Here is a 14,006-nt window from a genome sequence, read left to right on the forward strand (position 1 = left end):
CATTCCGGCGATGATGAGCAGCAACACCAAAATAATTGCGAGGTAGACTCGATTTCGTATTGTACCAGTCATCTTGGGTCTCGTTGGGTCTTAATGAGTACAATCATGTCTCCAAATACACGGCCTGGCCATAGGTCAGAAGCCGCGTGCCGACAGGCGGCCGTTCTTGCCCATGTAATCCAGGTCACAAATCAAATGTGTTTTCAGAGCGCCTCTTAAAAACTCCAGTTTGGGCATCTGACGGCCGGCCAACCGCCCGAGCACGGCGATGCGTGCTTTATATTCCTGGACCAGATCTGCAGCGTGCGCGTCGTCGCCCGGCGTGCCGGCCTCGTGTTTTCGACCAAAATGAGGGCCAGGTTACGCGAAAGCGTCGTTGCATTTAAACTCAAGGTTATGGGATCGGTGTCTTGGCAGGAGCTTTTCTCCAAAGCCCCTGCTGGTCAATCGACTCTGCTTACCTGCCCCAGCACCAGGGGGCTACCTCAGGCTCACTCCAATGAAGGAGCAAGGTTCAACGCCGATTGACAATCCGGGCTCGATTGCACCGGCCCTGCCGACGATCACGGCAAAAGCCGCCCATCACAGCGCCCAGGTGAGGCGCGGGTCGGGGTGGCTGCTTTGCTCGGCCCTGCACGTCGTTTTCGGGGGGCACGATCTGTAGAGAACTCACTGCTGCTCTTGCGACAATGAATGAATCGCCGTTCGGCCGCAGACCTTTCTCATCGAGCTATCGAAGCTGCCTTGCTTTTCAAAGCGAAGCTGATGGCAATTTTGAAAAAAGAGCGGGGCCGGTACGAAAGCTCTTGGGAAGCTAATTTGCCGTCGAGGCTATCTCAATGTGTTTTACCGGTAAGAAACGGTGAGATAGATATCCGTCCTGCCTGCGACTTGATTGAGCAGTTTGTGCAGATCTGGGCTGATGGGAAGCTAATTGCGTTTAGCGTTCTATCTGTTGCTGGGGCCATTCGACACTTTTACCCATACCTCATATGGAATCCGGTCTTGCTAACTATAGCAACTGTTGCCGATGTTGGCGTGCAAAGGCACCCGTTAATTGACAAGATCTGACCTTTCAAAGCCTCGATTCTCGACCTACTCTGGGGGCGACTATTCGCATTTTTATTGATCGAAATGAGGGGCACGATGCTCAATAGTGGCCAAACGTCTGCTCGGGGATGGATCGGCGCCCGAATCCGTAAGTTAGTTGGACCTCGATCCGGCCTGTGGATCGCGATGTTGGCCGTCTTGTTTGCGGCAATATCGTCGCCCAGCTACGCGGAAACAGGATCGGTTCGCTTCAAGTTCTTCAAGGCCGGGTGGTTCGTTGGCGCGCAGACAGGCAGCGGCATTCTGGAATTTCGCGACCAGATCTATCCGTTTCATGTCGGGGGCATCAGCGCGGGATTGACGTTCGGTGGCTCCTCGACGGATTTCGTCGGCACTGCTCGTAACATGCACCAGCCAACAGACATCGAAGGCGTCTACACGGCGCTCGGCGCGGGTGTGGCGGTGGTTCGGGGCGTGCGGGTTATTCAAATGCGCAACGCAAAAGGCGTCATCCTGACTCTGGAAGGCAAACAGCTTGGACTTCAGTTTGACTTTGACCTGAGCGGCATGAACGTCTCCATCCAAAAGCAATGATAATCCGTGAGCTTCATCGAGGACTGAGCGCGGTCGGCTGGCGCGCTACTCCGCTGCATTCCCAAGAGCTGGCGCCTTAACGGTCTGCGGCGGCACGGGCACCTCGCAACCTGTGGCGCAGCAGCGTCCAGGTTGTTTGGAGACGCGGCGGCCTTCGTCAAGAACGCCACGGTCGAGAAGGCTCTCCACCAGTTCGACCTTTTCCATCACCGGATAATTGCGCCAGATTTCGCGCTTCATCGCTTCCGGCGAGCCTCCGCCGTGCAGCGAGATCACCGAGTACCAGCCCGCTTCGTGTGAAACTGTCAGGTCCTCAATGAAGCGCGCGACCTCGCCCCGCTGTTCGGCGGGAATATCGGGCCGGCCGCCCATGACGGCGGCGAGCGAAGCCTTGGTTTCCGGGTTGTGATCTTCATCGGGGCCCGGCAGTGCAACGATCAAGCCGCCCGAGACATAATGGGCGATCCGATGCATGTCGTAGATCTTGGTGGCGAGCAGCAGCTTGCCGATGTTGGAGAACACCGCATCCGGCATCACCGACCCGGCAGGGTCCTTCTTGCAGTAGACGGATGAAGCGACGCCGCAAGCGTAGAAGCCCTCCGTGATGGTGATGAGTTCGACCATCGCTTCACGGATATGGGCGTGGCGCTCGACATCGAGCCCGTTGGCTTCGATCATCAGTGCTCCGCCACCGATCAGGAGATCGCCGAACCCCGCGCGGGCGCCGATGCAGGAATGGCGGTGGTGCGTGGCATAAGACGTTGTGAGGAAGCCGCCTTCCTCAGTCTCGCCCGCAAGGAAAACGCGATCGTGCGGCACGAAGACGTCGTCGAAGATCACGACGCCGACCGATTGGCCGTATTTGGCGGAGAATTTGGCGGAAGCCTCGCCGGGGCGCCCGGCCGGGCGTGCAACGATGGTCACGCCGGGCGCATCGCAAGGAACGGCGCAGCACACCGCGCAATCCTTGTCCTCCGGCGCATGTGTGCGGCATGGCATGACGAGGAACTCGTGCATATAGGGCGCGCCGGTGACGATCGCCTTGGTGCCGCGGATGACGATGCCGTCCTTGCGGCGCTCCTTGATGTGCACGTAGACGTCCGGATTGACCTGCTGGCCTGGCCGCTTCGACCGGTCGCCCTTGGCGTCGGTCATCGCGATGCCAAGCGTGAGGTCCTTCTCTTGGACTTCGTGAAGGTAGGCGAGAAGGCGCTGGCTGTAATCGGTGCCGTGGCGCGCATCCGTCAGGGCCGTCGACTGATAGAGGCCGTTGAAAGCATCGTGCGCAAGATAGCGCTGGGCGCAGCCGGATGTCTTGCAAACCAGGCGCACGGCTTCGAGCTTGTATAGCAGGTCCTGCGACGTCTCGTCGATGTGGAGCATTCGGTTGACGATCTTTCCGGAGGTCGCCTGCCTCGCCGTCATGATCGGCGCGTGCTCCTCGCGCAGCGCAAAATCGTAGGTCACGCCCACGCCCGCGATGCCGGGTGCGAGCAGCGGCTCGTCGGCCACGTTCTCCACGGCCTGCCCATTGATGAAAACCCGAGGCTTGTAGGCGCGAAGGGATTCCCGGTAGCCGTCCGCCGACATCAACATGGCGCCCTCTCCCCACTTGTTTCATTTATTGAACAGTGTTAAAAAATCTAACGCTGTTAGAATTACTGTCAAGCTGGATTCGAAGGACCGACGCGGTGGAAAAGCGGCAGAGCCGGCGCGAGGCGGTCAGCGAACACAAGCGCGAACTCATTCTCGAGGCGGCGAAGCAGATTTTCGCCGAGGAGGGGCTTGAGGGCGCGAGCCTCAGGGCGATCGCGGTCAGGGCCGGCTACACGCCTGCAGCGCTCTATTTTTACTTCGAGTCCAAGGAAGCGATCTATGCGGAAGTGCTGAAGGCTTCCCTCGCGTCGCTCGGTGCGGCGGTTCACGAGGCGGTTGCGCAGACAAGAACGGCCGCGCAGAGGCTGAAAGCGGCGGCGATGGGCTTCTTCCGGTTTTATACAGAGAACCCACGGGACCTGGATCTTGGCTTCTACCTGTTCCGAGGCGGCATGAAGCCAGCCGGTCTCGGGCGCGCGCGCGACGAGACCCTGAACGCGGCGCTCGAACTCGCGCTGCGTCCCATCGCCGACGCGGCGCTCGAACTCGGTGTCTCGCGGCAGAAAGCCAATCTTCTCATGGTAGATTGCTTTGCGCACGCCACCGGATTGCTTTTGCTGCTTCACACTGGGCGCATCCGCATGTTCGGCGCATCCGCCGCGGACCGAATGGAAGCTTACGTCAAGGACCGGATCGCCCACCTCTCCGAAGGCTAGAACGATGCTTACGATTGATCCCAAGCACTCCCTTTTGCTCGTCGTCGATTTCCAGTCGCGTCTGATGCCCGCGATCGATGAAGGTGCGCTCGCGATCCGGAATGCAAACAGGCTGATCGAGATGGCGGAACTGGCCGGCATCCCCTTCATGTTCACTGAGCAGAACGCCAAAGGCCTCGGTCCGACCGTCAAGGAATTGCCCGCTGAGAAAGGCCCGCTGGTTCACAAGCAGTTCTTCGACGCGTGCCGGGAAGACGGTTTTCTCGACCGCATTCCTGCCGATGCGCATGTCGTGGTTGCCGGGTGCGAGGCACATGTTTGCGTCCAGCAAACGGTGCTTGGCCTGCTGAACGCTTCCCGGAAGACTTACGTTGCGCGCGATGCGCTCGGCTCACGGAGCCCGGAAAACAAGGAAACTGCGATTGGGCGCATGGAACGTCATGGTGCGGAGATCGTCACGACGGAGATGGTCGTGTTCGAATGGCTTCAGACAGCCGAGCATCGCAATTTCCGGGACGCGATTGCGCTGATCAAGGAAAAATGACGATCCGCGCCTGTAAGGTTCTATAAGTCCAAAAGACTAGGATTTGTTCTCGAACAGACTCCCGATCATCTGGACGACCAGATCGAATGTTTTTGAATCGTCGAGTATCGACATATCGATATCCCCGCTTTTCAGCGCGCTCATGAATTCTTCTTTGAACTGTGCGGTCGATGCAACGTCTGTGGGCTTGGCGATGCGCTCGACCATATAACCCAGGCTCAGGTAGAGTGTTCCTATGATGATGTGAAGCTGCTCAATGCTCGCATCCTTGGGGAACACAACCTTTTCGATCATCGCATCCCATCACTACTTGCAGGTTTATTCAGCCCTAACGATGGTGAATAACCCTTGTTCCTCCTTTGAATATTGATGGTTTCACGAGAGCGGCTTTCCTGGACAGGACCTTGTAGGGGGCAATTCCATTATGGAAACGTTGCGCAGCAGAGCCCGCTCGAACGGAGTCATCGATGGAGGCGATTATGAATAATCCGAATGCCGAAACCGACAATTCCAATGATTTTGCGTTCTTGCGATACGAGGGCAATAATCACCGCTGCAATTCGTTACAGGAAGCAAAGCAGGCCTGGGAAAAGCTCACGCCTGCTCAGAAGGTGCACGCCTCGATCGTGGCAAATGGCACGATGTATAATCAGGCCGAGATCGTTGAGATGTAGAGGTCGATTTGCTGGGTCTGTGACCTAAGCCCTGCCGCTGCTTTGGGCCTGACGGCCCCAAATGAAAGCGTGCCGGCTTCACGCCCGGCACGCCAGCTACTTCGTATTCGTCGTTCAGATCGGGTTTGCCGTTTCCGGTAAAAAGAGGACGGTCACGACAAACGACGCCGCCGAGATAGCGACGGGATACCACAAACCGTACCGGATGTTCCGGTAGCCGCCATCACGACGAAAGCCATCGTCGGGAGGAAGCCACCGTTGTTAACGCAATAGGAATGACACAAGACGCGAATTCAATATCCGGTCATCTCAAGGTAGCCCACTCCGCCGTGGCTACCACGAAAACTAATCGGGCCTTCCCAATACGCGAAGCGCGTGCCCATCCAGCTTTTCGGGTTGAGCGGGACGCTGTCGATCTTCAGTCCGCGATCGGGGACAGTGATGCTCCACGAAGTCGACATCCTGCGCCCGTCGATGTTGGTGAAAGCCGTCGGCGTCATTGCAATCGCGTCCGCAGGCAAGGGCTCCGAATATCCCTTTGCGTCAATCCAGTTGCCGGCGAAATAGTTCCCGCCGCCCTTCTGGCGCAGCCGAAACAGCATCACCTTTTCGCCCGTCTCGAGGTGCAGTGAGAACCAGTCCCATCCGATCTGGTCCGACGCCAGCGGCTGACTGCTCCATTCGCGGTCCATCCAGGCGTAGCCAGTCACGGCGACATGCTTTTCACCGAGCGTGATCGCGCCCGACGCACGATAGTAAGGCTGGCTATAGTAGTACGATGCCTGCCCGCGTTCGGATTTCTTGCTGTAGCCGCTCGCGCCCTGCAGAACCAATGCACGATCCGCCTCCAGCGTCAATGCGTATCTAAAATCAACGCCTGATGCCGTGACGATCAAAGGCGCGATGGTCTGCGGCGCAAATGAATCCTGCCCACGCAGCTGCCATGAATCGATCCAGATCTGAAACGGATCGGCCTTCGCGCCCGCTTGCCCGATCCCGCCGCGCGCGAACGTCTCGGCAAAGCGATGCGTATCCGCATTGGTGACCGCGGCGTGTCCCATCCATATCTGTTGATTGGCCCAGCCGTGCTGTTCGGCACCGGACGCGATCGCTTGGCGGAACAGGGTCCACTGCGTGCCCCAGGCCGCGCCGCTCTCGTCGCGCAGGTTCGCGGTCAGATACCACCATTCGATCCGGTAATCGGGATGCGGGCCATGGTCGCGCGGAAATTCCAGCACCTTGCCCGGAACGACGGCCGCGAAGCCGCCGCTCTCGGTACCAAGCCCGGCGAAACCCTGCGCCCGCGCAGCGATGCTTGTGAATGGCGCGAGCAGACTGCCGCCGATGAACCCACGACGGCTGATGCGAAGATCATCGTTCATTGGCGAATATCTTCACAAGAGCTGCTGGTTGCAGTCTCATCAGCCTCAGGACCGGCAGGCATGCCGCGAGCAGCGCCGCCAGCATCGCGATGGCGAGCAATTCCACAAGCTGCGCCGGGAAGATATGGAACGGCAGGCGCCAGCCGAACGCCTTCACATTGACCACAGCGACGAGACACCACGCCACTAGCATGCCAAGTGGCAGCGCCAGCAGCGCCGTGATGAGCGCGACTGACATGGTTTTGAGGAGTTCGATTCCGGCGAGCCGTCGGCGCGTCAACCCGAGTGCCCAGAGCGGCGCGAGTTGGGGCAACCGGCTGTTGCTCAGTGTCAGCAGACCCGTCAGCAGCGCAACGCCCGCAACACCCAGCGTGAAAGCATTCAGCGCGGATGTCACCGAGAAGGTGCGGTTGAAGATGCGCGTGGAGTCGGCCTTGAGCGTCGCCTGATCCAAGAGCCGGCTGGAATCGAGTCCGAATTTCTCGCGCATGGCTGCAACAAGCGGCGCGATTCCTTCGGATTTGACACGGAGACCGAACCGCGTGCGCGCGACATCAGGCCAGTGCTTCGCCAGCGCCGCGACATCGACGCCGATCTGGCCTTTCGGATTGCCGTAGTCAGGATAAATCCCCACGACCTCGACCTGCCATGGGCCCGCCGCCGTGGGAATACGAACATGGTCTCGAAGAATAACCTTCAAGCGCCTTGCAAGCTGTTCGCTGAACATCGCGCCCTCGCCGGCATGCACCTTGTCCCAGATGCCGGGCTCGGATTCGATCAGTGGCCAGCGTTCGCGATAAGTCGCATGATCGGCGAAACCGATCACCTCGGCGGGAAACGTCGACAGCGTCACGTCGGTGCGCCATGCTGGCAGGATCGCCTCCACTTCCGGCCGGCGACGCAACCACGCGACGATTTCTTCGCCCTGCGCGTCGCTGAGCGCATTCAGGTAAACTTCCGCCGCCAGCCGCTCGTCGAGCCACGCCGTGAAGGTTCTCGAGAAGCTCTGCACCATGGTGCCGACACCAACATTCACGGCGAGCGCCAGCAGCAGCGCCATCATCGCCAGCGACAAGCCCGGCAATTGCTGGCGGCTGTCGGCCCAGAACCATTTCACCAGCGGACGCACCGAACCGCGCTGGGCGAGCCAGAGCACCCCCCCGAGTAGCACTGGTAGTGCCAGCGCCGCCGCGAGCAGCAGTCCCGCCAGCACGAGAAAGCCAGAGGTCAGCGAATCTCCGAGATATAGAGACGCGGCGGCCACCAAAGCGATAACGATTGCAAATGCGCCCTGCCGTAACAGCCAGCGCTGCTGCGCCTTTTGCCAGGCATAAGGCTGCGCAGCGGCCAGTACCGGCAACCGGTAAGCGCGGTAAAGCCCTGCGGCGGCGGCAATCAATGCGCCGATAACACTCATACCGAGTCCCGACAGCCACCAACTCGCCTTCAGCGACAATTGTCCGGGAATCTGCGCGCCATACAGTCCGCGCAAACTCGCGGCCACATCCGGCAGCAGAAACGCCGCGACCATATAGCCGCAGATCAGCCCGACGACGCCGGACAACAGCGCGATCGAGACAAGCTCGGTCACCAGCACAGCGGTCAGAGCCCTTGCCGATACGCCGCAGGCGCGCATGGTGCGCAGCATAGGCAGTCGCTGTTCGAGCGCAAGCCCGATGGCCGAATGCACGATGAAAAGTCCGACAACGAATGAGAGCAGGCCGAATGCCGTCAGGTTCAGATGGAAGCTGCTCGTGAGCCGTTCGAGATCGCTCGGCGCGCCGGCCTCCGCGAGGCGAAGCTGATCGCCAGTCACCTGTTCCAGCGGCAGGCGCGTGCCCGCCTGCGGCCCGACGAGAAGCCGTGAGACCTCATCCGGCATGTTAAGAATATGCTGCGCGATGCCGATATCCACCACCAGCACGCCGGGCGCGAGATTGTCCTGCAGCGCGAGGGGCGGCAGGGCCATCGAATTGACCTGCGGCGTTGCGCCTTCGTTCAACTTGAGGTCCGCCAATGTTTCCGGCGCGACCAGCGTCTGCCCCGGCGGCATCAAGAATTTCTGCAGATCTGCCTGCCCGATCTCGGGCGCCGATCCTGTACCTGCGGGCAACGACAGCGGCTCGATGCCGAGCAGCCGGAACGCATGCCCGCTGATCAGCACGCGGCCCTCGACCACCGGTGATACCGGCCAGCCCGCGCGGCGCAGATCGACAAACAGCTTTTGGGAAAACGTGGGACCATCGTAGCCCACCAGCATGGCGGTGCTGCCACCGCCGAAAGTGGCCGCTGCGCGGTCGTAGCTGTTGCGCGCCTGCTGGTTCAGCGCCTGCACGCCGCTCCACAGGGCTGTCGCGGAGATGAGTCCTACCAGCAAAGTTGCGAGCTGCATCCGGTGCCGGGTCCAGTGGCTGAGCAGAACGCGAAGGACCCAGACCGCGTGTATCATGCGATCCGCCCTGCATGCAGATGCACACGGTGGTCGAGCATTGCCGCCAGCCGTTCGCTGTGTGTTACCATCAGAAAGCCGCAGCCGGTGCGCGAGACCAGATCGCGAGCCAAGGCCATCACCTCGTCGGCGGTCGCTTCGTCGAGGTTGCCCGTTGGTTCGTCCGCGAGAAGCAGTAATGGTTTGATCGCGAGCGCGCGGCCGATGGCGACCCGCTGCTGCTGGCCGCCGGACAGCTGCTCAGGATAGCGGTCGAGCAAAGCACGCAGGCCGAGCCGCTCGATCAATTCGTCTTGCCACGCGGCGACATAGCGGCCCGCGATCCGCGCCTGAAATGCAAGATTGTCGCCGACCTGCAGGCTGGGAATGAGATTGAACTGCTGGAACACGAGGCCGAGGCGCTCCCGCCGTATCGCCGCGCGCGCGCCGTCGGACAGGCCGGAGACCAGTGTACCGTCGAGCCATATTTCACCGCTGTCCGCGCTGTCGAGACCCGCGATCAGATGCAGCAGCGTGCTCTTGCCGCTGCCTGATTCACCGGTGAGTGCCATGCTCTGGCCCGCGGCAAGTTCGAGCTCCACGCCCCGCAGAACCGCGAGCTGCCTCTCCGATGTGGAATAGGATTTCGTGAGATTGCGAACGGTCAGCATGATCGCAAGGATCATATACTCGCGCGAAGGAAGCGTACAATCGTTCGCCACCCTGGACAGACAGCCGGTGACGTGCGCGGTCATTGCGAGCGCAGCGAGGCAATCCAGCCTTGAGAAACAAAACTAGCCCCATTCTGTCCTAGGCGTTGGACGACGGCTATTTCCTCTACTGTCCAAGCCGGCGTCAGAATCTTCCCGCGTTAAGGTCATTGTCGATGCGGTACGATAGCGGGATCGATCGTTCGCGCGAAATCCGTTCGCGCGATGTTAGCCTTTGCGTTTTTCCGAGGAGTGGCCTGACCGTGGCTTCTCTCGGCGATCCGGATGATCCCGATAGCGAAGCGCATCTGCCAGCAGGGCCAGCGCCGGCGATTGTTGTCGTCTGCTGGGATAGTAGAGGTGATAGCCGGGAAATCTTGGACACCAATCCTTTAGCACCCGCACGAGGCGTCCGTCAGCGATATAGGGAAGGCCTGATCTTCGGGTACGGGAAGCGTCTGGAGAAATTGGCCTGGTAGTGAGCGCGGCCGTAGCCGGTCTCGTCGATACGCATTCGCCCGCCGTGGCCGCAGCCACGCTCGTAGCAACAGGCAAGATCAACTCCGCCGATGTGGTCGCTCCGGTTCTGGCGGCGCTTTCGACAAATACTCTCAGTAAGATCATCGTTGGCTGGATCAGCGGCGGCCGCTTCTTCGCGTTGCGGCTGACCCCCGGCCTCATTTTGGTTGTCGTCGCGGCGTGGGCCGACGTAATCCCGACCTCGTGAATGTCGGCACTCTGCCAGCTTGAACTGAACGCTTCTGGACTCGGAAGATTCGGCTGACCGAGGCGTGCGACGCCTGCAGCAGCGCGCTCGGCGCTGGCGAGGTGAATCTGCTCCACGTAAAATCGCCGTTCGGGGGTGCTGGATACGACATTGTTGGCAAGCGCATCGATTGATATGGATTTCGGCTGCTGTGCTTGGGCGGGTAAAGCCAAGGCGGATGCAGCAATACAGATGATTATCAAAAGACGCTTGGATATGGGTTGACCTCATCGGCGCGATCGGCATCACAGCAAGCGCGATGGCATAGCTTTAACTTAATTGAGCTCATTACCGGGACTTGTTCTTACGCCAGCATGTCGGCGGAAGATGCTTTCGGAAGGGATGTTGATGAGCGCTGATCGTCCCGCGTCCGACGAGTAGGCGTTATTTCGCCTGTGTTTTGCCGAATCTTGTCCGACAAGAGGCGTAAGCCATTCAGAACGACGAGTACTGTCCCGCCTTCATGTCCGATCACAGCCAATGGGAGTGGCAGATCGAAAAATAAGCCACCTGTGACAAGCACCAGCATAGCGCCGATCGCAACAACGAGGTTTTGTCGAATAATTACCGCCGTACGACGAGCCAGACCGTGCGCATTGGCCAGTTTATTCATATCTTCCGACAACAAAGCGACATCGGCCGCCTGAAGAGCAACATCGGAGCCGGCCGCGCCCATGGCGATACCAACATCGGCGCGAGCGAGTGCTGCCGCATCGTTTACGCCGTCCCCCACGAAGGCGACCTTGCCATGCTCGGCTAACTCACCTACGCGGCGCACCTTATCCTCCGGAAACATCTCGGCGTGAATTGCATCGGAAGCGAGGCCAAGTTCCGCGCCGATCCGCAAAGCCACCGGCCTGCGATCGCCGGTCATCATGACGATGCGACGTACTCCGCCATCACGCAATGCGGCGAGCGCAGGAGCAGAGCTGGCTCTCGCCTCGTCCGCCACGCTGACAGCGCCCAGAACAGCTGAGCCGCGCCCCAGATAGACTACGGTTTGTGCGCTATCAGCTAGTTCTCTAAACTCAATACGGTCGATGGATGCGCCCATTTCTCTGACGAGGTGAGGGTTGCCTGCCCACAGCGGGCCACACTCGTCGGAACCAATAATGCCCGCGCTTGGAAGGGAACTGACGTTCACGATACTTGCAGGCTCAATGCCCTGTACCACGGCCTCCCGACGAATAGCTGCTGCGATATGATGCTCGGAATGAGCTTCAAGCCCGGCCAAAATGGACAGAAAGCGCTGTTCATCACCATTCAGAGCGATAATCCGCGTTACCACCGCACGGCCATTGGTCAGTGTGCCGGTCTTGTCAAAGGCGAAGGTATCGACGGCGGCCAGCGTTTCAAGCGCACTGCCTCCCTTGAACAACACACCGCCTCGCGCGGCCGCGGAAAGGGCTGACAAGATGGCGGCCGGCACCGATATGACGATTGCACAGGGGCTAGCCGCAACGAGCAGCGTCGCAGCCTTGTAGAGAGCTTGCTCCCAATCATGGCCCAGCACGTAAAATGCGGCAAAGGCCAGCATCGCACCCAGGATGACTGCAATGGTGTAGCGTTGTCCAAACCACGAACTAAACCGTTCAGACGGGGCCTTTGCTTCTTGAGCTTGCGTCACAAGCTTGATCATGCGCGCGATGGTGCTGTCGCCAATCGTCTTGGTGACACCAACTTCCAAAACCCCATCGAGATTCACGGTGGCTTCGAACACCTGTTGGCCGGCCTCTTTGGAGACAGGCATAGATTCCCCTGTGATGTTCGCTTCGTCGACACCGCCTCGGCCATGTATGATGACGCCGTCGGTTGGCACGCGTGCGCCCGGGCGCAATATCACGATATCGCCGACCATAAGCTCCGCGGCAGGAACCTCCACAACTGTGCCGTCTTTGGACTTGCGATACGCCGTTTCCGGGCGAAGCGCCATCAGAGCTTCGACTGCGCGCCGCGCACGCCCGAGCGCTTGATGTTCAAGCGTGGTCGATACACTGAAGAGTGTCAGCAACACAGCGCCTTCGAACGGTGCACCGACGATAGCGGCAGCAATAGCGGCAACTACCATCAGGAGATCGATATCGAGGGTGTGGTCCCGCCAAAGTGCCAACACCGCGCTCCATGCGGCAGGAAGTCCACCAGCGAGATAGACGAGTACCAGCCCTGGCCATCGAAGGATGGCAAGCTCCGGCAACCAGGTCCCGGCTATGGCAAGGATCATCCCCAGCGTCGCCAATAGCGACATAAAGGTCAGCAAGTCGAACGACATGCGTTTCATGTTCAGACCGCTCGACCAACAAGGGAGCCAATGGCGGCTGTCGACGCCAGGGCAACTACGCCCCAAAACACCACTCTCGCAGCTGGCTTCCATATGCTGGCGCCGCCTGTGCGGGCGCCGATTGCTCCAAGGACAGCAAGCCCGATCAGACAGGTGATGGATACAGTCCAGGCGGCCGTTGTTGGTGGCACGAGCAAGGCGACGATCAGTGGCAAAGCGGCACCTGTAGAGAAAGTCACTGCGGACGTGAAAGCCGCTTGGACGGGCCTCGCCATTACGTGGCTCGTCAGGCCAAGTTCGTCACGCGCATGCGCCTCAAATGCGTCCTTTGCCATCATCTGCTCCGCGACTTGGCGGGCCAGATCCGGCGACAAGCCGCGTTGTTCATAGATCGCGGCGAGTTCAGCTAGTTCGGCCGCTGGCTGAGTAGCCAGTTCGTGCCGTTCACGCGCCATATCGGCTTTTTCGGTGTCGGCCTGGGAGCTGACGGAGACATATTCTCCTGCTGCCATCGACATCGCGCCGGCGACTAACCCCGCGACACCTGCCACGAGAATTTCGTGAGAGGCCGGGGTTGCAGCTGCCACGCCCACGATAAGGCTCGATGTCGAAATCAGTCCGTCGTTAGCACCCAGCACTGCAGCTCGAAGCCAACCGATGCGTTCAATCAGATGGTTTTCTTTGTGAAGGGCGCGCATCGACAATGCTCCAGACCATGAACTGTAGGTTCTGAAACACCGCGTCTTTGTTCGGATGTCGGCAGCGAGGCTGCAGGTTGTCTTGAACAAAGTGATTTAGAACCATTCTAAATAGATGGCATTAGTGCGGTCGCACGTCAACACTTTAGAATAGTTCTAAATATTATATCGTGCAGTCATGGGTATGGACGCGCACGTCAGGCCTGACTGGCTTAGTGGGAGGCGTACTGCACCCCATTAGCTACGGATATTGACTTGGATAGAGGGCAGCAACGGCCGCGACGCCGACAGCTTGGCGTCCCGCGTTTGGCGCATGATTACAAATTCATCTTCTGTGACGCCTTCTTTTGACATGGATGTTTTTCTCGCATTCCTCTCGTACTGTCGTCTCCCAGGCGTAGGTGCCACGGCCGGGAGCCTTGTAATCGTGACACATAAAGAGCCGCGTCTCCGGTAACAGCGCAAGGAGCCCCTTGATCGATCGGTAGAGCTTGTGCGCATCCCGCCGGGGGAGTCTGCTCGTGCAGTGCCATAATCCGGCATAAATTAAATAAAGTGTCGCCACGAACA

The 14,006-nt window shown here is 59.6% G+C and carries 13 protein-coding genes and 2 pseudogenes; 6 read left to right on the forward strand and 9 right to left on the reverse strand.

Translation table 11 applies throughout. The features are described 5' to 3' along the window. The first annotated feature begins 693 nt into the window (after positions 1-693). Together AFIDRAFT_RS18310 and AFIDRAFT_RS18315 are read left to right on the forward strand one after the other, a co-directional pair. Positions 694-1,071 carry a hypothetical protein gene (locus tag AFIDRAFT_RS18310; RefSeq protein WP_040298796.1) on the forward strand — a complete coding sequence of 126 codons (378 nt, stop codon included), beginning with the start codon at positions 694-696 and terminating at the stop codon, positions 1,069-1,071. 165 nt (positions 1,072-1,236) lie between these two features. Then, on the forward strand, positions 1,237-1,644 hold the full coding sequence (locus AFIDRAFT_RS18315; protein ID WP_245258203.1) for a lipid-binding SYLF domain-containing protein: 408 nt from the start codon (positions 1,237-1,239) through the stop codon (positions 1,642-1,644). A gap of 45 nt (positions 1,645-1,689) precedes the next feature. Here the strand turns inward: AFIDRAFT_RS18315 and AFIDRAFT_RS18320 are convergent, their stop codons facing one another. Continuing rightward, positions 1,690-3,240 (reverse strand): 4-hydroxyphenylacetate 3-hydroxylase family protein, encoded by a 1,551-nt coding sequence (locus AFIDRAFT_RS18320; protein ID WP_009341161.1) that lies wholly within the window; start codon positions 3,238-3,240, stop codon positions 1,690-1,692. A gap of 95 nt (positions 3,241-3,335) precedes the next feature. On the opposite strand from AFIDRAFT_RS18320, the gene AFIDRAFT_RS18325 reads away from it, so the two are divergent. Together AFIDRAFT_RS18325 and AFIDRAFT_RS18330 are read left to right on the forward strand one after the other, a co-directional pair. After that, entirely contained in the window at positions 3,336-3,956 is a 621-nt protein-coding gene (locus AFIDRAFT_RS18325; protein WP_009341162.1) for a TetR family transcriptional regulator, read from the forward strand. A gap of 4 nt (positions 3,957-3,960) precedes the next feature. Beyond that, positions 3,961-4,500 (forward strand): isochorismatase family protein, encoded by a 540-nt coding sequence (locus AFIDRAFT_RS18330; protein WP_009341163.1) that lies wholly within the window; start codon positions 3,961-3,963, stop codon positions 4,498-4,500. A 36-nt stretch (positions 4,501-4,536) separates the two neighbouring features. Here the strand turns inward: AFIDRAFT_RS18330 and AFIDRAFT_RS18335 are convergent, their stop codons facing one another. Further along, complete coding sequence (locus tag AFIDRAFT_RS18335) at positions 4,537-4,794, reverse strand: hypothetical protein (protein ID WP_009341164.1); 258 nt, start codon at positions 4,792-4,794, stop codon at positions 4,537-4,539. A gap of 173 nt (positions 4,795-4,967) precedes the next feature. Here AFIDRAFT_RS18335 and AFIDRAFT_RS18340 point away from each other — a divergent pair, with 173 nt between their 5' ends. Next, positions 4,968-5,174: a hypothetical protein gene (locus AFIDRAFT_RS18340; protein ID WP_040298797.1), complete on the forward strand. Its 207-nt coding sequence runs from the start codon at positions 4,968-4,970 to the stop codon at positions 5,172-5,174. Between the two features lie 293 nt (positions 5,175-5,467). Here the strand turns inward: AFIDRAFT_RS18340 and AFIDRAFT_RS18345 are convergent, their stop codons facing one another. The 4 genes and pseudogenes from AFIDRAFT_RS18345 to AFIDRAFT_RS20305 all read right to left on the reverse strand — a co-directional run. Next, positions 5,468-6,556: a lipocalin-like domain-containing protein gene (locus AFIDRAFT_RS18345; protein ID WP_009341166.1), complete on the reverse strand. Its 1,089-nt coding sequence runs from the start codon at positions 6,554-6,556 to the stop codon at positions 5,468-5,470. Further along, positions 6,546-9,005, reverse strand: coding sequence for an ABC transporter permease (locus tag AFIDRAFT_RS18350; protein ID WP_009341167.1), 2,460 nt, complete (start codon positions 9,003-9,005; stop codon positions 6,546-6,548). The genes AFIDRAFT_RS18345 and AFIDRAFT_RS18350 overlap by 11 nt, the downstream gene beginning before the upstream one ends. Further along, positions 9,002-9,670: an ABC transporter ATP-binding protein gene (locus AFIDRAFT_RS18355; RefSeq protein WP_040298845.1), complete on the reverse strand. Its 669-nt coding sequence runs from the start codon at positions 9,668-9,670 to the stop codon at positions 9,002-9,004. The genes AFIDRAFT_RS18350 and AFIDRAFT_RS18355 overlap by 4 nt, the downstream gene beginning before the upstream one ends. Before the next feature lie 252 nt (positions 9,671-9,922). Next, a pseudogene (locus tag AFIDRAFT_RS20305) lies at positions 9,923-10,126 on the reverse strand (LysR substrate-binding domain-containing protein); the annotation flags it as partial. Between the two features lie 46 nt (positions 10,127-10,172). Between AFIDRAFT_RS20305 and AFIDRAFT_RS18360 the strand changes: the two are divergent. Continuing rightward, complete coding sequence (locus AFIDRAFT_RS18360) at positions 10,173-10,421, forward strand: hypothetical protein (protein ID WP_009341169.1); 249 nt, start codon at positions 10,173-10,175, stop codon at positions 10,419-10,421. Between the two features lie 343 nt (positions 10,422-10,764). On the opposite strand, the gene AFIDRAFT_RS18365 is transcribed toward AFIDRAFT_RS18360, so the two are convergent. The 3 genes and pseudogenes from AFIDRAFT_RS18365 to AFIDRAFT_RS20310 form a co-directional block, all read right to left on the reverse strand. Further along, positions 10,765-12,681 carry a heavy metal translocating P-type ATPase gene (locus tag AFIDRAFT_RS18365; protein ID WP_245258206.1) on the reverse strand — a complete coding sequence of 639 codons (1,917 nt, stop codon included), beginning with the start codon at positions 12,679-12,681 and terminating at the stop codon, positions 10,765-10,767. Between the two features lie 59 nt (positions 12,682-12,740). Then, complete coding sequence (locus AFIDRAFT_RS18370; RefSeq protein WP_009341171.1) at positions 12,741-13,436, reverse strand: VIT1/CCC1 transporter family protein; 696 nt, start codon at positions 13,434-13,436, stop codon at positions 12,741-12,743. A gap of 240 nt (positions 13,437-13,676) precedes the next feature. Next, positions 13,677-13,982, reverse strand: a pseudogene (locus tag AFIDRAFT_RS20310) (MBL fold metallo-hydrolase); the annotation flags it as partial. Positions 13,983-14,006: the final 24 nt, after the last annotated feature.

This window comes from Afipia sp. 1NLS2 (assembly GCF_000178995.1).
Taxonomy (GTDB): Bacteria; Pseudomonadota; Alphaproteobacteria; order Rhizobiales; family Xanthobacteraceae; genus Afipia.